Below are 22862 nucleotides of genomic sequence, written 5' to 3' on the forward strand. Positions count from 1 at the left end.
TTAGCCTCGCAAAGCTGACTGACGTGATAACGATTAGCTTAATAATAAGGCAGCCACTGGCTGCCTTTTTTCACTTTAGCGCATCAATTTAAACGCAGTAATTCCTGGGGTTGCGAAAATCCTTGATGATCCAGTTTAAATACCGCAACGGTCTGCGCTAGCCGCTGTGCTTGCTCTTCCAACGAACGCATAGCCGCTGCGCCCTGCTCGACCAACGCTGCATTCTGTTGCGCCACTTGGTCCATCTGAGTAATGGCGACATTAACTTGCTCAATACCGTGTGTCTGTTCGGTCGTCGCAATAGTGATTTCACTCATCAAGCTGGTGACTCGTCGTACTTCACGAGCGATCTCCCCCATGGTTTCCGCCGCTGATTTGACCATCGCTTCGCCTTCTACGATGCGGTTGTCAGAATCAACAATCAGCTCTTTAATTTCTTTCGCTGATTGCGCACTACGCTGTGCGAGGTTACGAACCTCTCCGGCGACAACGGCAAAACCTCGGCCTTGCTCCCCTGCCCGCGCTGCTTCAACGGCGGCGTTAAGCGCCAAGATATTAGTTTGGAAGGCGATACCATCAATCACCGAAATAATGTCACCAATGCGCGAAGAACTTTCAGTAATCGCCTGCATCTTGTTCATGACCTGATTGACTACCTCACTGCCTTTATCGGCAATAGTAGAAACATTTTTCGCTAACTGACTGGCTTGTTCGGAGTTCATGGCGTTCATTTTCACCGTAGAAGTTAACTGCTCCATACTCGCGGCAGTTTCTTCCAGTGAAGCGGCAGATTCGTCAGTCCTCTGAGCCAAATTAGCATTACCGGCCGATAATTCCCGCGCACCTACGTCAATTTGATTGCCCGCTTCACGGACTTGTACCATCGAAAGCGATAGCGCGTTTTGCATTTTATTCAGTGCTTTCGCCAGACGTCCCATCTCATTATTACCGGAATCATCAATCTGGTGAGTCAAATCACCTTCAGCAATAAACTCAAGCTGAGAAATGGACTCATCTAACGGGCTAATGATAATTTTGCGTAATGCAAACCATGACAAGATAGTGATAATCAGTGAAGCAACGAAAGAGATGATAATAATGGTCAATTGCAAGCGGGAAGCGCTATCAGCGGCATCAGTACTGAGCTGCGCTCTCTTTTCAGCATACTGGCGGAATTGCTCTAACGCCTTGTCGTAGGCGTTGCTGTAGCGGTCCATTTTCTTTTCTAAGATATCGTAATAAATATCGGTACTTTGCGCTTTGATAGCCGCGACAGCAGGCTCTAACGCTTCTTTTCTATAAGCTTGATAAGTTTCCGCAACGGCTTTGGTTAATGCTCTTCCTTCATCATTACCATCATCAATAGCAAGAAAGATAGCCAATTCCTGACTGGATTTTTGCAGGTAGTTTTGAATGCGATCGCAGGTTTTCGTCGAGTCATCTAACATACCGATTTCTAACTCATGAACCGCGACGGCGCTAGCGGTGCGGGCACGCAGCGAGAAAATATAGCTATCGGAAAGCGAACCTAACTCCTGATTCTGCATACGATTAATCTTCTGCAACGATGCCGCTCCGTTGCTAATCGCCTGACCCCCAATCACGCTGACAAGTAACTGAATTAATATCATTACCACTAACAAGGCGATCAATCCCGCCTTCACACTCATCTTTTTTAACATACTCTGTTATCCGGCTATTTAGTCAATCTAGGAAAGAAAAGGCCGCTTTTTATTATTTTTAAGCGTTAGATATTATCGGCATAGCCCTTTCATTCTTGAGATGAACGGCCATTACAGGGGATTCCGCGATAATGGTGAAAATCGCAGCAGTTTATAAGGATAACGACTAATCATAACTGAGTATCCCAGCCGATCATTCCAAAGAATTTTGCTATCGTTCAAAGATGGAAAAGGCAGGAATTCGTGACGGAGTTGGCTATAATGTGCGGCACTCCATTCCTAGAAGACTAAAGGGAAATAACGATGAGCTTACTGAATGTACCGGCTGGCAAAGATTTGCCAGAAGATATCTATGTTGTGATTGAGATCCCAGCTAACGCCGATCCGATCAAATATGAAGTTGATAAAGATACGGGCGCACTGTTCGTTGACCGTTTCATGTCAACCACCATGTTCTACCCATGTAACTACGGTTATGTGAACCACACTCTGTCTTTGGATGGGGATCCGGTTGATGTGTTGGTACCAACTCCATACCCACTGCAACCAGGCTCAGTCATTCGTTGCCGTCCAGTTGGCGTACTGAAAATGACCGACGAATCAGGTGAAGATGCGAAAGTTATCGCTGTTCCTCACACCAAACTGAGCAAAGAGTACGATCACATTAAAGATGTGAACGACCTGCCAGAATTGTTGCGTGGACAAATCACTCACTTCTTCGAGCAATACAAAGCGCTGGAAAAAGGTAAGTGGGTTAAAGTTGAAGGCTGGGAAGACGCAGCAGCAGCTAAAAAAGAGATCGTTGACTCTTTCGAGCGCGCAAAAAACAAGTAAGCCTTGTTGATGCCCGACTAAAGTGATCCACGTAAAAAAACACCGCCTTATTGGCGGTGTTTTTTTATAAATCGACCCTGGTAGATCTTCGCTGCAGCTTTCCTGCCACTTAGCGTATTTTCTTACTGAGCATTCTCATTACGCTTTACCCAGTCTCCTCCCTCAATCCGCTCAACACCATCCAATGAGCGAATATAGAGATAGATCCAGGCACTGCCATAAGGCGTGGAGATCAACTCTCTTTTGTAGTCTTTGGTATTACTTTTTAACTCATCCAACTCAGCCATAATGGATGAGTTTATGCGGTAAACTTCGCAGTAGACCTTGCCGTCCCCAGGAATAACCGCCGGATAATGCCCCAAGTTATAAAGCTCGTAGCCTTCCAGCTCATGGTCACCCAGCCACTGAGCGTGTGTCATCCAGTGGCTGTTACCTTGCTTGCGTCGTAAACTGCCATAAACAATTATTCGCATGTTTATATTCGTATAGTGAAATTCATGTGGGTTAAAACTCAAACTGATAAAGCAAGTCCAGAGCCTGATCGATACCTGATACCGCTTCCAGATACAATTTAGGCATCAAACGATAACGTAATGTCAATGTAGCTAGTGAGTCAAATATTCCTACGCCATATTTGACTTGGAGTCCTGGAAGAACATAGCCACTCACTACCACTTGAGAACTATCGCCGACACCTTGAGTATCCAGCGCCAGATTGCTGACACCGAATGCTTCGCCGATTTTACCCACAAGTTTACCACTTTGTGCAACCCCTATCCCCACCAGCATTGAGGTCATGGCGCTGCTATCGGCACCAGAGTTATTCAATCCTTGTCCGCGCAGCAAGTAAGATAACGCCTCTTGCTGCGACATTGTTGGGTCAGAGAAGATTTCCAACTTCGGCGCATCCGCTTCTCCAGTTACTCTGACACCTGCAACAACATTATTTTCAGTAGAATCAGGGTTACGTATTGCCTCAAGATTAAGCAGCGGTTGATCGGCAGGCCCTGAGAATAACAACTGCCCTTTTCTGACAATCAAATCCTGACCATAAGCGTGGAAACGCCCGGAAGGAATATTAATTTGTCCATTCAGCCCCAAGCCGCGCTTATCTTGCGCGACCTTCAATGCGCCTTCTAAGCGCGCTTTCAAGCCAAATGCATCCAAACGCACATCCTTACCGATATTAACCACCAGATTGGTGTTGATTGGGATAGATGTCGATGCCGGTGCAATAGGTTGATGCTGGTCGTTAAGCATCACTTCATCTGAAGAAACACCAACGGCGCTTTCAGGTAATTCCTGCACCGTAATACGTGCCCAAGGAATATCGACTTTACCGTCTAATGAGAAGGCCTGAGGAGTGGCTTCAAACACCAGATCAGGTGAAACATCAAGGCGCACCATCGGCGGAATAGAGATACGGACTTTATCGCCTTTCGCGGCAATCTGCGCACGCCAGGCGTTAATGTTGCTCCAGTCGGCGTTGCCATTAAGCGCCAGTTGCCCGTGCGTTGTCTGAATCACACCGTCGAGCATCGACGACATGCCATTGAAATTGATATTCAGATTCGCATTACTGATATCAAAGGGCATAAATTCTGCGTCGACACCCAGATTTGAAAGTGCCAGACGCCCAAATACTTGTGGCTGTTTGGCATTGCCACCAACCCGTAGATTGGCATTGAGTTGCCCAGACACTTTTTCCCCATCGGCCAACGCAGGTTGTAGCAATGCCAGCGACACTCTGGCGATATTGATATTGCCGCTGAGATTACGTTTCCCCATCGGGTCGGCAATCTGGATTTTTCCGTCTAACTGCCCATTATTGGCAATCTTGATTAACCATCCCAGATCGGCACGCCCATTATTCAATGCCGCCGTAAGGCTTAGTGTATCTAGCGCTATCGGCAGCATATTGCCCTGCACCGCCTGCTGAACTTTCACCCCCTTGCCATCAAGCGTCAGGCTGGCTTGCGGCAAGCCGCCTTGTGCTTTCCAACTGACATTGGCTTTACCGCTGAAAACACCTTGTAGCTGTGTTTCATCGGTTAACAGAGGTTTGAGCATCGCTAAATCAAAACGGTTCAGTTGCAAGCTCGCCTGCCCGCTGGTACCGGCATTAATGGTGGTCGGCACGCAAATATCAGCGTTCGGGTTCTGCCAGCAATGCGGCCCTATCGTCACATGTTGATCGGCATTAAAATATTGCAGAGCAATGGAACGTGTCAGACGCCACTCCCCAACAGGGGTATCAAACAACGTATTATTGAGATTCCCCGTCCACTGTTCAGTCTTGCGATCAAAGCTACCGGTCAGTGCCAGATGGCCTGAAACAGGTTGACCGACAATATTGAGTTTGAGTTGGTGCTGTTTCTCATTCCCTTTGGCATCTAGCGTCAGGTTGCTAATCTCCAGCGTATCTTGCTTGAGTTGCTGTACCTGCACTGCCACATTGCCCTGAATCTGCTCGTTGGCGCTAACATCACCCTTGATGCTGACGCGGCTCACGCTCATCTCCTGCCACTTCAAACCCGCAGCATTAAGATCAACTAACAACTGTGGCGCTTTTAGGTTGCCACGCAGTTGCAGTTTGCCTTTAGCTACACCGCCTAAACCTGGCAGCGCGCCATCAAGATGTGGGGCATCAATATTGGCATCGAGATTCCACTTATCGCTCAGATTCCCTTTAACATCGATATTATTTCGCCCCAGCTCAAGATGCAGCTGCGGAATATCCCATTGTCCCGCGGCATTGCCACGCAAATTCCCCTGCACCTGGACCTTGTTCTGTTTGACGTTACCATCCAACTGCAAAGTAGGAACCTGAAGCTGCCAGCTGCCCCCATACAAGCTACCGCGCGTGGCTATCTTGCCTTGCAACTTAGCCGGCCACTCTGGCCACTGTTTGGCGGTATTAATACCGTCAAGCGTCAACAAGGTATTCCAGCTAATCGCTTTGCTCCAGTCCACCACACCGGTAAGAGAGGTATTACCCTGAAGCGCAGCAAGACGAAGTAATGTCAGGTGGAACTGTTCGATATTCCCTTTACCATCGAGAGATAATGTCGCTGGAGGTAACTGCTCGCCAGTCAGTTCAGAGTGCAATGCAAGCGCATAATCCGTCGCTTTGCCGCTGAAATTAAGACTAAAGTTCTTCACCTGATAGTCTGCTTTGCCGGTCAGCGGCCATCGCAATGCCTGGCTTTGCAATTTGAGATTGAGAGGCAATCCGGCTTCAGCTAACTGAGTATCAACAGCCAATTGTGCCCGAACCGGACCGGAGAGATTAAGTGCGAGATTAAGCTTGTCGCGTAAACCGCCGCCTAGCGTCAGTTTAAGTTTTTCCCCTTTGAGCGGCGCAACGTTCAACGCACTGTTTAAGGTGAAATCGACCGGCCAGTTTTGATTGAGCGTCGCTTTGCCTAGCGCATCCAGCGATCCTTGCGGCGAGCGCACCGCCAGCTGTTGCAAAGTAATTTGCTGGTCCTGCGTTGAAGCTTGTAATGACAAGCTGGTGATCAACACATCGGTATCACCGGTCAAACGCAAATTATCGCCGCTAATTTTCTCAATAGTGAGATCTAATGGCAGCTTGAAGTCAGGTAATTCCGGCAGCAAAGGCTTGGCAAAGATCTCTTTGAGCGTTTCGCCAAGAGGCTTTTCTTCTACTTTCGGCTGAGGAGCCGGTGGGGCTTTATCCGTTATTTTGGCGGTCACTTGCTCAGCGACTTTTTCCTGTGCCGCTTGAACAACAGGCGGTAACGGATGCTCTGGCGTTTTTGGCAAGGCAATCAGCAGCCCGCTGATCTTAGTCGGTAACAGCGTGAGCGCACGTTTATTCCAGCTCGCACCGGTATGGAATTCATGAAGTGAAATCGCCTGATCATCAATAGTGACATTAACATTATCAAGCGCCAGCAAACGCAACTCTATCGGATAAGGCGTGCTGAGATTCAGTGGTTCGTTGCTCGCAGGGGCCGTTTCCGGCTCAGCAGGTGCCATCTCTTTGGTTTTAACTGAGACATCTACATCCTGAAGACGCACGGCATTGACACAGACTTTGCTGTGCCATAAACATGAAGTATCAAGCGAGAGGTGGAACTCGCCCGCTTTTACTGCCACACCCGGCATTTGATATTGCACGCCTTTAAGCGTCAGATTGCGCCATCCACCGTCCACGCTGGCAATATTTAATCCCGGCACCCAACGTTGCGCACTGTTAATCAACAGATGTAAGCCAGTTTGTGTACCAACCAGAAACGCAATGCCGCCAAGCAATAGCAGCACGATGATAAGAAATGCCAGACTGATTCTTTTAAACCAACTCATAATTCTGGGCCCAAACCGATGTAAAACTGCACGCCATGTTCATCCCGGTCGCCAATAGGCGCAGCAATGTCCAATTTAACCGGACCGATAGGTGAGGCCCAACGTACGCCCACACCTGCGCCCGTTTTTATATTCGTTTTGGCAATGTCGTTCACCGCTTCGCCCGAATCCACAAAGGCTGCTCCCCACCATTTTCCGGTCACATTGTATTGATATTCAAGCGATCCCGTTGCCAGTTTCGACGCACCGGTTAGCTTGTTATCGCTATCGCGTGGCGAGATGGATTTATATTTATAGCCGCGAATACTGCGGTCGCCACCGGCGAAGAAGCGTAGTGACGGCGGGACTTTTTCGAAATTATTCGTCTCAATCCACCCCACATTACCGCGGACCACAAATCGGTTCTTTTCGCCGAGCATACGGATCCAAACGTTTTGTGCTTGTACCACCGCAAAATCGATATCTGACCCCCAGGTTGTATCTGATACATCCAGAGAATAACGCTGTGTATCGCCCCAGGTCGGCATTAGACCGCCGCGCGAACGGGTGCGGCTAAAGGTCACGCCGGGATAAATAAGCATGGTGGTATTCGTCACCGTACCTTGCGTAAAGTGATCGAGGCTCCAACGTAAGTTCACCGAGCGTTGCCAGCCGCTGGAAAGATCCCAATAACGCGCTACGTTGGCGGTACTCGAATCTGATTTAGTATCATTGAGGTCTTCGCGCTTGAAGCCGCCTTGAACTAAATAATATTGTTCCAGCGGGTCTTTAAGCAGTGGAATTTTATAACTGAGATCAAGCGATTGCTCCGGTGCCGACAGGCTGACGGAAGATTCCAAACTTTGGCCACGATCGTTAAGCCAAGGCTTCTTCCAATTAGCTTTTACACGCGGCCCAACGTCAGTCGCATAGCCTATCCCGGTTTCTAACGTGTTCTTGGTACGCGGGGTGACCACGGCGTCCAAAGGCAGAATCTTGCTCTCTTTCGCATCTTTAAAATCTGGCGATACAACAACGGAGTTAAACCATCCGGTGGCGGACAAGCGTCGGTTAAGTTCAGCCAGTTGCGCAGAACTGTAATACTCGCCTTGATGGAAAGGGACGATATTTTGTAGATAATCCTCACGGATTTGCGAACCATCAAACAGCACTTTGCCAAAGCGGTAACGCTGTCCGCTATCAAAGTCGATATCCCAAAATGCCTGATGCTGGTCTTCTATTACGCCGAGCTGGCTTTTACGCATATCGCCATCGAAATAGCCTTTACGTAACGCCAATCCACTCAATGCGCCTTTGAAGTTATCATAGGTAGCATGATTGAGGATGGTTCCCACCGCTGGCACTTGTGTTTTTTTCAGACGTTCAAAGTCTTCATCATCTTTGGCCTGGCCTTGGATAACGACCTGTGTACCGGCAATTTTTACCGGGGTGCCCGCCGTCACTTTAGCGATAAGCACTGGCCTGCCAGGAGGAGGTGTATTGCGAAAATCGAAATCAATTGTTGGCTGATAATAACCGAGTGGGCGCAGGCCTAGTTTAATGGCGTCACTCACTCGAGCACGAAAACGCCCTCCAGAAGAGACTTCATCGTTACCAATAGAAGAAAGACGCACACGAACGTTCTTTTCCAGTTCGCCGTCTAACCCTTCTAACTGCAAACGTACTTTGGCAGCAAAAGAAAAAGGGGAAACAAGCAATATACATAAAAGACAAAGCTCGCGGTATCGTGGCACACGCACTCCTGCTAGGTTTACTTATCCTGTAAAAATTAGATGCTTATTGCAGGGGATCATGCCGATGAAGCATTTTCAACCTTATACAATCTAACGCATATACAATCTAACGTAAGCATTTCACTGCACACACTTATTTATAGCATTCAACGTCCTATTGTGTGCAAAGATGTGATGAGATACAACTCATAGCCTTATGAAGAGGGCAGAACAGGTAAATTCTTAAAACTGCCAACCACTGAAAACCCCACCAATCATCACATCAACTTAAGGATTAAACGGACAAATATTGTACATCGTGCGACTGCATTCTTATCACTGGCAGCAAACGATAGGCTACTGCTATACTACCCAAGCCGAATTCGTGGTCTGATGCTTTCGTTTCTGGCTGTTATCTTTGATTTTTCTCAATCACTCCACGAATATTAATCAACCATTGTCAAAGTGAATTGCCTCTCCCTGCCGGTACTGATGCCGGTGTTAAACGGATAGATTATGTTAAACAGTATTTTGCTGATTCTTTTACTCATCGCGATCAGTGCGTTTTTCTCCCTGTCGGAGATATCACTGGCCGCATCACGAAAAATTAAACTCAAACTTTTAGCTGATGAAGGAAACACTAACGCTTTAAGAGTTCTTAAACTGCAAGAAACGCCTGGATTATTCTTTACTGTGGTACAAATTGGCTTGAACGCCGTTGCCATCTTAGGTGGTATCGTCGGTGACGCAGCCTTCTCTCCTGCTTTTAAAATTTTCTTTGAAAAATTCTTCTCCCCAGAAATCTCAGAGCAAGTTAGCTTTATTTGTTCATTCGTCTTAGTCACCGGCATGTTCATTCTCTTCGCAGATTTAACACCGAAGCGCATCGGGATGATTTCACCCGAAACGGTTGCCGTTCGTATAGTCAACCCGATGCGTTTCTGTCTGCTCATCTGTCGGCCACTGGTATGGTTCTTCAACGGTGGAGCTAATATTATTTTCCGTCTGTTCAAGCTGCCAATGGTGCGTAATGACGACATCACCTCTGATGACATTTATGCCGTGGTTGAAGCCGGTGCGCTTGCTGGCGTTCTGCGCAAGCAAGAACATGAACTGATTGAGAACGTCTTTGAACTGGAGTCGCGTACCGTTCCTTCTTCAATGACGTCGCGTGAAAGCGTGATCTACTTCGACTTGCGCGAAAGCGAAGAGAGCATTAAAGAAAAAATCGCCACGCATCCGCATTCAAAATTCCTGGTGTGCGACGGGCAAATCGATCAAGTTGTCGGCTATGTCGATTCTAAAGACTTGCTCAACCGCGTATTGGCTAACCAAAGTTTGATGCTCAGCAGCGGCGTGCAAATTCGTTCTGCGCTGATTGTGCCCGATACCTTAACGCTATCTGAAGCGCTGGAAAGCTTTAAAACGGCGGGTGAAGACTTCGCAGTGATCCTCAATGAATATGCGTTAGTGGTAGGGATTATCACCCTCAACGACGTAATGACCACGCTCATGGGTGATTTGGTTGGTCAGGGGATGGAAGAGCAAATTGTTACCCGCGATGAAAACTCATGGCTAATTGAAGGTGGCACGCCGATTGAAGATGTAATGCGCGTGTTGCATATCGAAGATTTCCCACAGTCTGGAAACTACGAGACCATTGGCGGCTTCATGATGTTTATGCTGCGTAAAATCCCTAAACGCACTGACTTCGTGAAGTTTTCCGGCTTTAAATTTGAAGTCGTAGATATCGATAGCTACAAGATTGACCAGCTGCTAGTGACACGCATCAGCGAACTACAGCTCACGCCAACGCTACCGAAAACACCGCAGGAATTGAAAGACGAGAAAGACGCGGAAAAAGCAGGTTAGTGTAAATACAGCCCTAAATAATTGGAGTTGCCTCAAGGCGACAAGTAAATTCATCCCAATGAGCTTACTGGAGTAAGTGATTCGGATGAGTGCATGTAGCCCAACGCAGAGCTAGCTTCAAGTATCACGGACAAACATTAACGGCCCCGTATTGATATGGGGCCGTTTTTTTTGGCAAGAACCACGCATTATGGACGGGTTCTTCGCGCAGGCTTATCAGCCCATTTCCATCTGAAGGTGCGTCACTTGACGGTTAACCTCAGACATCACGCTAAAGTGGCGCTTATCTCGGACTTTCGGCAAAAGAATCTTACCTTGGTCGAACTCAAAAGCACCGACGTCTTTAATATAGAGACGTCCACGGAACAGCGTTTTGACATACTTCGCTACTTTCATAGGGTTGTAACGCTGGAAGATTTTCATTGTTTTGCTTTCCTCCGTTGAATCACTGCCGACTCCAGTTTGGTAATGCCGCGATAAAACCGGAATCACACTTACTCGCAGTGAGTAGACTTATAAATTAGCAAAGGGTTCCGTTTATGCCAGTGCATTTAACTACATTTACCCAAACTGACGGGCCACATTAGTAAAATGTCGAAATGTAACAGAATAACCCTTCAAAAAATGCCACTTATACGATGTTAACGTCGAACTGTTACAGTTTGTGTAATAAATAGCATAAAGCCGCACTTTTTTTATTCTCAATTTCAGATAACGACAACACTTTTTGTTATCTATAACACAATGCTAACAATCAAACAGGACAGACCTCTGACATCACATCTACACTACTTGAGTGCTACTTATTTAATTGTATAGAGAAATGCTGAAGTCCAGTTTCGCTATGGAGAATCTATGATTATTCGAAGCCTGTTAATTGTAATGACAATGTTAATTTCTTTTTTAGCCTCAGCGCACAATTTTACAATCGGTCAGCGCGTACCTGCTGTTGGTGTAGAAGATAAAGGAGAACTGCAATACAGCAATGAAACCTTCAGCTACAACAACTGGAACGCCGCCAAACTACCGGGAAAAGTGCGCGTTATTCAGCATATTGCCGGACGTAGCAGCGCGAAGGCGCTTAATGCACCGCTGATTGACGCCATTATTAAGGCGAAGCTATCGCACGATATTTACCAAACCACCACCATCATCAATACCGACGATGCGATCATCGGTACCGGGATATTTGTTCGTAACAGCATCGAGAACGGTAAAAAAGAATTCCCGTGGTCACAAGTGATTGTCGATAGCAAAGGCGTGGTCAAAAAGGCTTGGGATCTGCAACCACAAAGCTCAGCGGTTGTGGTGCTCGATAAGGCAGGAAACGTTCAGTTTGCGAAAGAAGGAAAACTGACGCCAGAGGAAATCCAGAAAGTCGTGGACCTGCTGCATCAATTAACCAAGGCATAACGCAAGGTAATGTGGCAGCCTTTACAACACGCTGCCACAACCATACCCACATATTTTTGATTAGAAAATAGTCACCCGGAAACCCGGATTAAGGAAAGATTCTTGCGGGGTATAAAGCAAAGTCTGTCCTTGCCAATTATGTACTTTAGCACCGGCAGCAACCGCCACCGCATGGCCAGCTCCGGTATCCCAAATATTAGTCGGCCCAAAACGCGGATAAAGTTGAGCGCTCCCTTCCGCGACCAAACAAAATTTAAGCGATGATCCCACTGATACGGTTTGATGTTCACCTAGCTGCGTCAGGTAATCTTGTAGCTCTTGGTCACTACCATGTGAACGGCTAACGACGACTAACGGCGGTGTCGCATCTTTGACGTGGATCTGCTGACGTTGCCCCTTATCCTCTTTCCAGGCTTTACCGTCAGCGGCGCTATACATTACGCCCGTCACAGGCACATAAACCACACCAAGTACCGGTTTCCCCTCTTCAATCAAGGCAATATTCACGGTGAATTCACCGTTGCGTTTAAGAAACTCTTTGGTGCCATCCAGAGGGTCCACCAGCCAGTAACGAGTCCACTTTTTACGTTCATCCCAAGATTGTGGATCTTCTTCGGATAACATCGGAGTTTGCCCATCTAGCCGTGCCAATCCACGCTTAATGACGTTATGCGCCGCAATATCAGCAGCCGTCACCGGTGAATCATCTTTTTTCTGACGGGCATCGACAGGTTGCTCACCATTGTAAACCACCATGATGGCATCGCCGGCCTCGCGAGCCAGCTGACAGATTTGCTCTAACATCTTTCACCTCAATACAATTTTTAGTTCTGCCGCGTTTTCCCAAGCCTAAATTTTTTTACGATGAATAGCCATCCTGTCATCACCATAGAACAGGTGAGCGATATAAAAAGCGAACAGGGATGCACTAACTGAGAGCGGTGAATTGAAATGAGTCGTATCTCACAGTTACTTATGGAAATCAGTTACAGACTCTTAAAGTTTTGAGATATATATCTCGTTTTTATTACTTATGCCTTCTGGAGGCTTTGCAATGGACAAGCATCATCTGAGTTTATCCCTAATTGCCCTATTGGTTGCCGGTTCGGCTCAGGCCGCACAGGTTGACCTGCGTATCATGGAAACCACCGATCTACATAGCAATATGATGGATTTTGATTACTACAAAGATAAACCTACGGAGAAGTTCGGTCTGGTGCGCACTGCCAGCTTGATCGAAGCCGCACGTGGCGAAGTGACCAATTCAGTATTGGTCGATAACGGCGACATTATTCAGGGCAGCCCGCTGGGCGATTATATGGCGGCCAAGGGGCTGAAAGCTGGAGATATTCATCCCGTTTATAAGGCCATGAATCAGCTAGGTTACGCGGTAGGCAACATCGGTAACCACGAATTCAACTATGGCTTAGATTTCCTGAAGAAATCGATTTCAGGGGCAAAATTCCCCTATGTGAATGCTAATGTCATCGACAGCAAAACTGGCAAACCAATGTTTACGCCATTCATCATCACCGATAACGCCGTTAAAGACCGTGACGGAAAAACGCACAACTTGCGCATCGGTTACATTGGTTTTGTCCCGCCGCAGATCATGATGTGGGATAAAGCCAATCTGCAAGGCAAAGTTACCGTCGATGATATTACCGAAACAGCAAAAAAATGGATCCCACAAATGCGCCAGCAAGGTGCTGATATTATTGTGGCGATCCCTCACTCTGGGTTATCTGGCGATCCTTATAAAACCATGGCGGAAAACTCGGTTTATTACTTGAGCCAGGTGAAGGGCATTGATGCCATTATGTTTGGCCACGCGCACGCCGTCTTCCCAAGCAAAGATTTCGCCAGCATTAAAGGCGCTGACATTAAACAAGGTACGCTCAACGGTATCCCAGCGGTGATGCCAGGGATGTGGGGCGATCATCTTGGTGTGGTCGATATGGTACTGAACAACGAAAACGGTAAGTGGAAAGTCGAGACCGCCAAAGCAGAAGCGCGCCCTATCTACGATCAGGCGGAGAAAAAATCGCTGGCAGCAGAAGATCCAAAACTACTGAAAGTCTTGGCAGCAGATCATCAAGCCACCCGTGAATTTGTCAGTCAGCCTATCGGCAAATCGACAGACAACATGTACAGCTATCTGGCACTAATACAAGATGATCCAACGGTGCAGATCGTCAACAATGCACAAAAAGCCTATACCGAACACTTTATTCAGGGCGATCCGGATCTGGCAAACCTGCCGGTGCTTTCTGCGGCAGCACCGTTTAAAGTCGGTGGCCGCCGTAACGATCCGGCCAGTTATGTCGAAGTAGAAAAAGGCGATCTCACCTTCCGCAATGCTGCCGATCTGTATCTTTACCCTAATACGCTAGTGGTGATGAAAGTCACCGGCCAAGAGGTAAAAGACTGGCTGGAATGTTCAGCAGGACAGTTTAACCAGATTGACGTCAACAGCAGCAAACCGCAGACGCTAATCAACTGGGATGGCTTCCGTACCTATAACTTCGATGTGATCGACGGGGTGAATTATCAAATTGATGTCACGCAACCAGCCCGCTTTGATGGTGAATGTACGCTAATCAACAAAGATGCCGAACGCATCAAGAATCTGACTTATCAAGGTAAGCCTATCGACCCGAAAGCTATTTTCTTGGTTGCGACCAATAATTACCGTGCTTACGGCGGTAAATTTGCCGGTACCGGGGATAAACATATTGCTTTCGCTTCCCCGGATGAGAACCGCTCGGTACTGGCCGCTTATATAGGTGCTGAAACCAAAAAATCCGGTGCAGTAACACCAACCGTTGATAATAACTGGCGCTTAGCGCCTATCCACGCCAGCCAGGCATTGGATATCCGTTTTGAGACATCACCAGAGGCAAAAGCGGCCGAGTTTATTAAGCAAAAAGCACAATATCCAATGGTCCGCGAGGGAACCGACGACGTTGGTTTCGCGGTATATAAAGTCGATTTACAGAAAGAAAAGTAAGTTTTCATACAGGCGATATCGCCTAAAATAAATGCACTTTAGGCGATATCTCAGATCGCCTAAAGTCACTCTCTTGCCGATATTAATACAGCGTATATCACGTCTACACCACGTTACGGATGGCTAAAGCGCTACCTTACATAATCTAAATATTTTTCAATCACCTACACAAATATTTTTTACAACGTACAGCGTCAGAGAAAAGAATGCTGCTGTATTCACCCTTTCTATTTATCGCGCAATATATCAACCATTTTCTATTGAAAATATTATTTCTGATTTATCCCAATTCTTAGTGTGCAAAAAAAACATCAATATCATTTAACATTTTAATACCAAAAGAAAAATATTAAAAATTCATAATAAAAAACCGCTTACTAAGGCATTAAATACAATACTTATTCAATGGGTATAAAATATGAAATATAAATTAAAACGCTTATTTCTCGTTACTGCTATTTCAGTATTGGGCACTTCTTTTTATGCCAATGCACAGAATCCAGAACCTTTAGTCGGTACCTGGGCGTTAACCGGCTATAAAGTCGAAATGAAAGAGACCCACAAAACGATTCTTGCCATGGGTGAACACCCGAGCGGAAGAGTAATATTTAGCGAAAACCATCATGATTCCTTTATCGCGGCCGCAGACGGCAGAAAAGCGGGTAGCAGCGATGCAGAGAAAGCGAAACTCCTGGATAGCTTCGTTGCTTATAGCGGCACATGGTCTGTCAAAGGCGACCAATGGTGTACTGCCGTTGAGGTGGCCTGGAATCCTCAATGGGTCGGCACCAATCAATGCCGCGAGTTCCATATCGACGGCAACACTATCCATGTACTCAGCCCATGGAGACAGATGCCAAACTGGCCAGGTATGACCCGCTCAATTATTACCTTTAAAAAAGAAGTCTAATATAAATTAAATAAATAAGAGAATAGGCCATTCAGATATGGCTTATTTTTTTACATAACATATTAATTTCAATGTGCACATTACCAGTAGTCGCATCAGGACTAAATAGAACATAACACTAGGAATATGAGTGCATAGTCATCTCATATTTGAGAAGCGTTTAGCAGTAATGGCTAAGCATCAAGCAATGAAGGTGTCGTAATAATAGTTAAATACGACACATCAACTAGATGCGCCGTATTTAAGATATTAAGCCAGTTAGTACTTAACTGGCTCTTAAAAAATTCTGTCTTACAGAATTTCCAACAGCTCAACTTCAAAGGTCAATGCGCTAAATGGTGGGATAGATGCACCGGCGCCACGCTCACCGTAAGCCAGGTTATGAGGGATATACAGCTCCCACTTAGAACCTACTGGCATCAGGGTCAACGCTTCGATCCAACCTGCGATAACGCCACTGACTGGGAATTCTGCTGGTTCGCCACGTTGAACAGAACTGTCGAAGACAGTGCCGTCAATCAGTTTGCCAGTATAGTGAACGCGTACGCGATCCTGACGGCCTGGGATTTTGCCATCGCCTTGTTTCAGTACAGAGAACTGCAAACCAGATTCGGTGCTGGTCACGCCTTCACGCTGAGCATTGGCAGCCAGGAACTCTTGGCCTTCCACTGCCAGGGCTTCCTGACGCTGACGGCGTACTGCATCAGCACGCTCGTGAACTTCACGCAGCGCACGATGAACAACGTCAACTGGCACAGATGGAGTGTTCCCTTCTAACGCATCGCGCAAACCTGCAAGCAACGCATCTGGCTCCAAGCCTTGTAAACCTGATTCCTGCAATTGCTGGCCAACCTGCAGGCCAATACCGTAACTTGCTTGCGCTTCTACGCTGTCAAATGAAGGGGTTGTCATGGAATTTCCTTTAATCTTTAAAAAGTCGAAGGCGCAGCATAACAGCGCCGAGGTTTTGGGTAAAATCTTCAGTGCACAGCTCTCACTTTTGCGGCAAATTCAGGTATCAATAAGACGATTTTGTCCCTTTATTGACAATCAGCGCATCATTTGCCTGAATATTGTACGTTGAGCCTTTCCGCATCAAGCAGTTAACCAGCTATACTTATAGCGGTCATACTTCAAGATATGGGATTAATGAGTGTCAATGTGGCTAACGTCTCCTTCAGTTAGCACGCCTCCCCGTAACTCGGAGTCTATTGGGCACAGAGGGGCAGTGAAATAGCCGCATAATGGGTTATTCCAACATAAGATTGCCGCCGGATTTTTTGTGTTTTGTACATGTAAGTGAGGTCGTCATGGGCAAAAATCAGCCCAGGAGAAGGAAAGCCACGCGTATTTATCAACCTATGTTGAAATCTTGGGTGAGCGTCATGCAAAGGCTACCGCGGGGAAAACAGCAACAAGATGAAGCGTTGCAGGAAGATGAGCAACCAGAGCGCGTGAATGCTGTGGGCAAAGCACGTCAAATGGTCAGCAAAATCTGGCATATGAGCGATGATTTCCACTGGATGTCACCGCTACCGCCGATGCACCGGCGTTGGATATTAGTCAGTGCGTTAGTCGTGTTAGTCGCGCTGCTATGGCCTTATTCACCTAAGAATACCTATGCACCTTCGGATAAGCCGGTCTCGATTCCGATGCAGGCAGAATTGAATAACCAACCCAATCGCACCGTTCCAACGACGCAACAACCGCAAGCGAATAACCAACCGGTGGCAACACCGGTTCAAACCGCCCCGCCTTCTCCACCACCACAACCTCAAGACAACGCCAACTGGAAAAGTTACCGTGTGCAATCAGGACAAACATTGGCGCAGTTGTTCCGTGACAATAACCTTAACGTCAATGATGTCTTTTCCATGGCGCAAGTTGAAGGCAGTGGCAAACCGTTAAGCAATCTGCGAACGGGGCAAGAGGTAAAGATTCAGCGTAACGCGCAGGGCGCGGTTAGCGAGTTGCAAGTCACTACCGATCAAAACGATACCATTCGTTTTACCCGTAAGGCCGATGGCAGCTATCAACGCAGTCGCTAATATTGAGAATTGAGTTGTTCGAGTAAAAATTCACACAGCGCAAAAAACTGCGCCTGATGGCAAAGACCCGTACATTTTATCCAGCGTAGAAAAGCAAAACGCCGACACAAGGCCGGCGTTTCACACGGGTCAACTAAAGCGAATATTACGCTTCAGCAACCACAACTACAGTCAGCTTAGCGAACACATCGCTGTGAACTTGGAAGTCCACTTCGTGCTCACCCAGAGTGCGCAGAACGCCCTCTGGCAGACGAACTTCGCTCTTGGCAACGTTAACACCAGCCGCAGTTACTGCGTCAGCGATGTCACGGGTACCGATAGAGCCGAACAGTTTACCTTCGTCGCCTGCTTTAGACGCGATGGTAACAGAGCCCAGTTCGTTGATGCTGGTTGCGCGAGCTTCAGCGGCGCCCAGAACGTCAGCTAATTTAGCTTCCAGTTCTGCACGACGTGCTTCGAAATACTCAACGTTTTTCTTGGTAGCAGGAACAGCTTTGCCCTGTGGTACCAGGAAGTTACGAGCATAGCCCGCTTTAACGTTAACTTGATCACCCAGGCTGCCCAGGTTTGCTACTTTATCAAGCAGAATAACTTGCATTACCTTATCCTCTCAAAGTCGTTAATGGACTGTGGCCTATTACTGATGACGATCAGTGTACGGCAACAAAGACAGGTAGCGTGCGCGCTTGATACAACGAGCGAGCTGACGCTGGTATTTTGCACGAGTACCGGTAATACGGCTCGGGACAATTTTACCACTTTCGGTAATGTAGTTTTTCAGCGTAGCGATGTCTTTATAATCGATCTCTACAACGCCTTCCGCGGTGAAACGGCAGAACTTGCGACGACGGAAATAACGTGCCATTAGGCTAGTCTCCAGAATCTATCAAATCAATCTGCTCGGCATGTAACACTACTTTGTTCAGTCCATTGCGCCCTTGATGGCAACTAATGAAACCAGACACGGTAAGTTGCGTGCCGACCGTTATACTGTGAGTTAATGCTTGTGACGCTTGTCCACTGACAACCACGGGCATACGGCACCATGCTTGCCTGCTAAATCCGGCTTCCTGCTGTACCGATCTGTGCTCAAGCACAAACTGACAGTGAGGAATGCCCGAAGGACTGACTTTTCGAATGGGGGTCTTGCACACTGTGCCAGACAACACCAAGCGATTCGCCGTCACGGCAATTACTCTTCAGAATCCCCAGCTTCAGAATCATCACTAGCATCAGCGAAATCTTCACGACGCTCACGGCGTTCGTCTTTCGCTTTAACCATTGGTGAAGCTTCAGTTACCGCGTGTTTAGTACGCATAACCATGCTACGGATAACGGCGTCGTTGAAGCGGAAGTTAGTTTCCAGCTCATCGATCGCTTCCTGCGGAGCTTCAACGTTCAGCAGAACGTAGTGAGCTTTGTGCAGTTTGTTGATCGGGTAAGCCAGTTGACGGCGGCCCCAGTCTTCCAGACGGTGAATCTGACCAGCAGCGTTAGTGATTACAGCACTGTAACGCTCGATCATGCCCGGAACCTGTTCGCTTTGGTCAGGATGGACCATAAAAACGATTTCGTAATGACGCATCGAATTGCTCCTTACGGATTATTCAGCCTCCTGTCAGGGTCAGCCGCGGCCCATGGAAGCAAGGAACGTGTTTGTGTGCGGCTGAAAAAATGACGCGCAATTATAAGTTCAGCCAGCAGGAAACTCAAGGACAATCCCTGATTAATGACGATAAGATTTATCAGGCGCTCTTCAAAGATGATTTTTAAAGAAATCTGTCGTTTGCCAGACAGCTTTCGCCGATACCTTATGCTTAGCTTCTGCTTCACTTAAGAAGGTCAGGTTCTCGGTCAGCCCTTGTTGCTCGAGTGCTTGCTTCAAACGCCAGCTTTCATCAAAAGGCACCACATCATCTTGCTGGCCATGCCATACCAGCAGCGGTTTACTACCAACTACATTCAGATGCTCGCTAACATCCCACTCAAGCAAGCGGGTGATTTTGCGATCTGTTTGCTCACGAGTTAAGCCAGTATTACCGCCAAAAGCCGGGAATAAATGCCCAGAAAGCGACGAAAAATAGCCAGATCCCATTAAGTTTGCGGTGACTTTCACCCAAGGAAAACGCACCAGCGCCGCCATGGCCGTCATGCCGCCCATCGACACGCCACCGACGCCAAGCCGCTGCGGGTCTGCCAGGCCACGACTAACAAATAGATCTTTCAGACTCGCCAGCTCATCGACGTTGCCTTGCAAAATATTCCAGAAATTAGCGAGCAGCACTCCTTCATCAGGCTCGAGACGCGCACCGTGCATCGGCGCATCCGGTGTAATAACCCGGAATCCAGCCTTCGCTAGCGTATAACCAAAATGGGAATAAATTTCTTTTGAGGAAGTGAAGCCATGATAGAAAAATACGGTCGGTAGTAACTGGTGATATTTACCACTCGGCACGGCGTGAATAAACTGAATACCTTCCGCGCTCTCTTCATACATCTCAACCATTTAACACTCCTTTTTAGCCAGTCGTGAGCACATGAATAACCCCTATCAAGATAAAGTAAGTTTATCTTGTCCTACGCAACCCACTTCGACCTTTTCGCTATGATTTATAACCCAATGGTTGTTCTGTTATTCAATACGCGTATCGAAAATCTTTCGTCTATTTTCATTTGGTTAATTATTTACCTGCCTACTCGCCAACATCATCGTACAAGCGCTACACTGGCGCCATCTTCTTGCCTTGGCTTTGGATATCCCAATGAACCTGATGCGTTTTGCCGCAATAAGCTTACTGATGTTTTTGCTTTCCGCCTGTAGCCTGATGCACACCACGCCGGTAGCTCCTCCGCCGCCGACCAGCAAAGCCCAAGAAATCACTCGTGCCCAAACCTCGACCTTAACCAAGATAAGCACCATTTCAGCCCAAGTCAGAGGCAGCCCAATGGATGTGGAAGCCGCCATCGCGGACAAAGCTAACGCCGCCGGCGCACGCTACTACATGATTATTTTTAACAGCGAAACAGTGATTCCGGGCCAATGGTATTCACAGGCCATTTTATATCGGTGATTGCCCACCGATACAGGCAGCGAATTGCTGTTTATTGGGATTTATTTGAGGTCGGCGCAAGTTCGGGCGCATATAAGCTAATCGATAATATACAGATATCGCCGAATGCGTCCGGCAAGGGCTTTTCGGCGAAAGCCCCTGCACCCAACGCCTACGCTTAGCTTGTTGGGCCGCTTCGCGACTCCCCGCGTTCACTACTTTGGCCGGACGGGTCGGCCTCAACGGGCATCCATGCCCGCTCAGCCTAAATCTGCTCCCGGCAGATTTCCCCTGGCCTGCATACGCTCTCTTGGCCAACAAGATGCGCTATTAACGTCAACACATTAAGACCAAAAACCTTATGAAATACCTGTCGCTCGGTCGAGCAATACTTTGCATAAATCCTCTGGTAATAAACTTTCGCCGCGAGGATCGAGCGTCATGCGACACCAGGCATCCGCCAACAGTGGCGAGCTGTGTTGTAGCATTTCAGCACCTGCGCAGAGGCTGAATAGCTGGCTGGCGATCAGCGGGCTTTGCTCTTCTGACAAAGTATGAATACGCGATAACAATTGGCGAGCGGCGTGGTCAAATAAGCGGTTTTGCCCCCGAGCCTGATGCAAAATATGCTGTAAAAGCTCAGCGGCAGCGGGTAGTTTCTTGAAAGTACGCAGCACATCAAGACACATCACGTTACCCGAACCTTCCCAGATGCTGTTTACCGGCATTTCGCGATACAAGCGCGGTAATTCACTCTCTTCGCAATAGCCTATTCCGCCAAGCGCTTCCATTGCGGTAGCGACAAAAGGAATGCCATGACGGCACACTTCATATTTGGCAGCGGGCGTGAGTAAACGTGATAAAACTTGCTCTTGCGGGTCCTGCAATGCGCCGCGAGCGCGGGCCAGACGGAATAAAAGCGCCGTTTGTCCTTCCAAGCGCAGCGCCATACGGCTCAAGGCTTGGCGCATCATTGGCTGTTCCACTAAAGGCTTACCAAAAACTTGCCGCTGGAAGGTATGATACAGGGCAATGGAAAGCGCACGACGCATCATAGCGTGGCTGCCGAGCGCACAATCAAAGCGGGTATTGCCGCCCATCTTGAGGATATGGCGCATCCCTTCGCCCTCTTCTCCCAGTAGCCAGCCGATGGCACCATCAAACTCCACTTCACTGCTGGCATTGGAATGGTTGCCCAGCTTGTTTTTCAAACGCTCAATACGTACCGCATTACGCTCTCCATCCGGTAAGAAACGCGGCATGAAGAAACAAGATAAACCGCCTTTGGTTTGTGCAAGTACCAGATGCGCATCACTTTGTGGCACCGAGAAAAACCATTTATGCCCAACTAAGCGATAAGCACAGCCCATTCCACGCCCGCCAATCGCTGTCGCGGTCGTGGTATTGCTTAACACGTCGGTGCCGCCCTGCTTCTCGGTCATGCCCATACCAATTAACAATCCGCGCTTTTTATCACCACTCAGTAAATGCGAGTCATAACGCTCAGACAGCAGCGGCGTTAACCAGTTGGTAAACTCTTTGGGTAAAGAAGCCTGTAAGAGAGGGATCGAGCCAAATGTCATGGTTATCGGGCACAGCGTGCCGGCTTCAACCTGCCCATGTAGCACAAAGCGCGCGGCACGAGCCACAAACGCGCCTGAATGCGCATCGGGCAGCCAAGGGAGATTATGTACACGGTTGGTAATCAGCCCTTGCATGAGCAAATGCCAGGCAGGATGAAAACGCACATCATCAAGACGCTCACCGCGGCTGTCGAAACGTAATAGTTCCGGCGGGTGAACATTGGCTAAGCGCCCTAATTCTAAAGATTCTATCGAGCCGAGCTGTTGACCTAAAGAGGCCAGCACGTCGTTATCCCAGCTTGCGCCTTGCAAAGCCACGGCTTCACGTAACGGAACATCTGATAAGAATAGGTTGCTGTTAGTCAAAGGCTTGGGCTGATTAAAAACCCGGTGCGTTTCCAAACTCATCGCCATCT

At 47.8% G+C, this 22862-nt stretch carries 20 protein-coding genes; 7 read left to right on the forward strand and 13 right to left on the reverse strand.

All coding sequences use genetic code 11. The features are described from left to right. Window positions 1-83: 83 nt before the first annotated feature. Window positions 84-1682: a methyl-accepting chemotaxis protein gene (locus tag ACL9RG_RS12315; RefSeq protein WP_422792907.1), complete on the reverse strand. Its 1599-nt coding sequence runs from the start codon at window positions 1680-1682 to the stop codon at window positions 84-86. Between the two features lie 303 nt (window positions 1683-1985). Between ACL9RG_RS12315 and ppa the strand changes: the two genes are divergently transcribed. Further along, window positions 1986-2516: an inorganic diphosphatase gene (ppa, locus tag ACL9RG_RS12320; protein ID WP_422792908.1), complete on the forward strand. Its 531-nt coding sequence runs from the start codon at window positions 1986-1988 to the stop codon at window positions 2514-2516. 122 nt (window positions 2517-2638) lie between these two features. On the opposite strand, the gene ACL9RG_RS12325 is transcribed toward ppa, so the two are convergent. The 3 genes from ACL9RG_RS12325 to tamA are packed head-to-tail and all read right to left on the reverse strand — an operon-like array spanning window position 2639 to window position 8581. Further along, window positions 2639-2989, reverse strand: a complete 351-nt coding sequence (locus tag ACL9RG_RS12325; RefSeq protein ID WP_422792909.1) for a gamma-glutamylcyclotransferase family protein — start codon at window positions 2987-2989, stop codon at window positions 2639-2641. Window positions 2990-3020: 31 nt separating this feature from the next. Further along, window positions 3021-6848, reverse strand: a complete 3828-nt coding sequence (gene tamB / locus ACL9RG_RS12330; RefSeq protein WP_422792910.1) for an autotransporter assembly complex protein TamB — start codon at window positions 6846-6848, stop codon at window positions 3021-3023. Continuing rightward, the gene (gene tamA / locus ACL9RG_RS12335; RefSeq protein WP_422792911.1) at window positions 6845-8581 is read right to left on the reverse strand and encodes an autotransporter assembly complex protein TamA; all 1737 of its coding nucleotides are present in this window, start codon (window positions 8579-8581) and stop codon (window positions 6845-6847) included. The genes tamB and tamA overlap by 4 nt, the downstream gene beginning before the upstream one ends. Window positions 8582-9076: 495 nt before the next feature. Here tamA and ACL9RG_RS12340 point away from each other — a divergent pair, with 495 nt between their 5' ends. After that, window positions 9077-10432, forward strand: coding sequence for a hemolysin family protein (locus ACL9RG_RS12340; protein ID WP_422792912.1), 1356 nt, complete (start codon window positions 9077-9079; stop codon window positions 10430-10432). Between the two features lie 216 nt (window positions 10433-10648). Here the strand turns inward: ACL9RG_RS12340 and ACL9RG_RS12345 are convergent, their stop codons facing one another. Next, window positions 10649-10855 (reverse strand): DUF1107 domain-containing protein, encoded by a 207-nt coding sequence (locus tag ACL9RG_RS12345; RefSeq protein ID WP_422792913.1) that lies wholly within the window; start codon window positions 10853-10855, stop codon window positions 10649-10651. A gap of 432 nt (window positions 10856-11287) precedes the next feature. On the opposite strand from ACL9RG_RS12345, the gene ACL9RG_RS12350 reads away from it, so the two are divergent. Next, window positions 11288-11845 (forward strand): YtfJ family protein, encoded by a 558-nt coding sequence (locus tag ACL9RG_RS12350; protein WP_422792914.1) that lies wholly within the window; start codon window positions 11288-11290, stop codon window positions 11843-11845. A gap of 60 nt (window positions 11846-11905) precedes the next feature. On the opposite strand, the gene cysQ is transcribed toward ACL9RG_RS12350, so the two are convergent. Then, window positions 11906-12649, reverse strand: a complete 744-nt coding sequence (gene cysQ, locus ACL9RG_RS12355) for a 3'(2'),5'-bisphosphate nucleotidase CysQ (RefSeq protein ID WP_422792915.1) — start codon at window positions 12647-12649, stop codon at window positions 11906-11908. Between the two features lie 250 nt (window positions 12650-12899). On the opposite strand from cysQ, the gene ACL9RG_RS12360 reads away from it, so the two are divergent. Beyond that, window positions 12900-14855 carry a bifunctional 2',3'-cyclic-nucleotide 2'-phosphodiesterase/3'-nucleotidase gene (locus ACL9RG_RS12360; protein ID WP_422792916.1) on the forward strand — a complete coding sequence of 652 codons (1956 nt, stop codon included), beginning with the start codon at window positions 12900-12902 and terminating at the stop codon, window positions 14853-14855. A gap of 418 nt (window positions 14856-15273) precedes the next feature. After that, window positions 15274-15765 (forward strand): lipocalin-like domain-containing protein, encoded by a 492-nt coding sequence (locus ACL9RG_RS12365; RefSeq protein WP_422792917.1) that lies wholly within the window; start codon window positions 15274-15276, stop codon window positions 15763-15765. Window positions 15766-16056: 291 nt separating this feature from the next. On the opposite strand, the gene fklB is transcribed toward ACL9RG_RS12365, so the two are convergent. Continuing rightward, window positions 16057-16677: an FKBP-type peptidyl-prolyl cis-trans isomerase gene (gene fklB, locus ACL9RG_RS12370; RefSeq protein ID WP_422792918.1), complete on the reverse strand. Its 621-nt coding sequence runs from the start codon at window positions 16675-16677 to the stop codon at window positions 16057-16059. A 398-nt stretch (window positions 16678-17075) separates the two neighbouring features. Between fklB and ACL9RG_RS12375 the strand changes: the two genes are divergently transcribed. Continuing rightward, window positions 17076-17813, forward strand: coding sequence for an OapA family protein (locus ACL9RG_RS12375; RefSeq protein ID WP_422792919.1), 738 nt, complete (start codon window positions 17076-17078; stop codon window positions 17811-17813). A 145-nt stretch (window positions 17814-17958) separates the two neighbouring features. Here ACL9RG_RS12375 and rplI read toward each other — a convergent pair whose 3' ends face one another. The 5 genes from rplI to yjfP all read right to left on the reverse strand — a co-directional run bounded on the left by rplI (window position 17959) and on the right by yjfP (window position 20319). Beyond that, complete coding sequence (gene rplI / locus ACL9RG_RS12380; protein ID WP_422792920.1) at window positions 17959-18411, reverse strand: 50S ribosomal protein L9; 453 nt, start codon at window positions 18409-18411, stop codon at window positions 17959-17961. A 39-nt stretch (window positions 18412-18450) separates the two neighbouring features. Beyond that, on the reverse strand, window positions 18451-18678 hold the full coding sequence (rpsR, locus tag ACL9RG_RS12385; RefSeq protein ID WP_002210155.1) for a 30S ribosomal protein S18: 228 nt from the start codon (window positions 18676-18678) through the stop codon (window positions 18451-18453). A 4-nt stretch (window positions 18679-18682) separates the two neighbouring features. Continuing rightward, window positions 18683-19000: a primosomal replication protein N gene (priB, locus tag ACL9RG_RS12390; protein WP_422792921.1), complete on the reverse strand. Its 318-nt coding sequence runs from the start codon at window positions 18998-19000 to the stop codon at window positions 18683-18685. 5 nt (window positions 19001-19005) lie between these two features. Continuing rightward, window positions 19006-19398, reverse strand: a complete 393-nt coding sequence (gene rpsF / locus ACL9RG_RS12395) for a 30S ribosomal protein S6 (RefSeq protein WP_422792922.1) — start codon at window positions 19396-19398, stop codon at window positions 19006-19008. A gap of 171 nt (window positions 19399-19569) precedes the next feature. Next, the gene (gene yjfP / locus ACL9RG_RS12400) at window positions 19570-20319 is read right to left on the reverse strand and encodes an esterase (RefSeq protein ID WP_422792923.1); all 750 of its coding nucleotides are present in this window, start codon (window positions 20317-20319) and stop codon (window positions 19570-19572) included. A 256-nt stretch (window positions 20320-20575) separates the two neighbouring features. Here yjfP and bsmA point away from each other — a divergent pair, with 256 nt between their 5' ends. Next, window positions 20576-20884, forward strand: a complete 309-nt coding sequence (bsmA, locus tag ACL9RG_RS12405) for a biofilm peroxide resistance protein BsmA (protein WP_422792924.1) — start codon at window positions 20576-20578, stop codon at window positions 20882-20884. Between the two features lie 338 nt (window positions 20885-21222). Here the strand turns inward: bsmA and ACL9RG_RS12410 are convergent, their stop codons facing one another. Beyond that, complete coding sequence (locus tag ACL9RG_RS12410) at window positions 21223-22854, reverse strand: isovaleryl-CoA dehydrogenase (protein ID WP_422792925.1); 1632 nt, start codon at window positions 22852-22854, stop codon at window positions 21223-21225. Window positions 22855-22862: the final 8 nt, after the last annotated feature.

The sequence above is a fragment of the Rouxiella sp. Mn2063 genome (genome assembly GCF_049319665.1).
Lineage (GTDB): Bacteria > Pseudomonadota > Gammaproteobacteria > Enterobacterales > Enterobacteriaceae > JBMOUD01.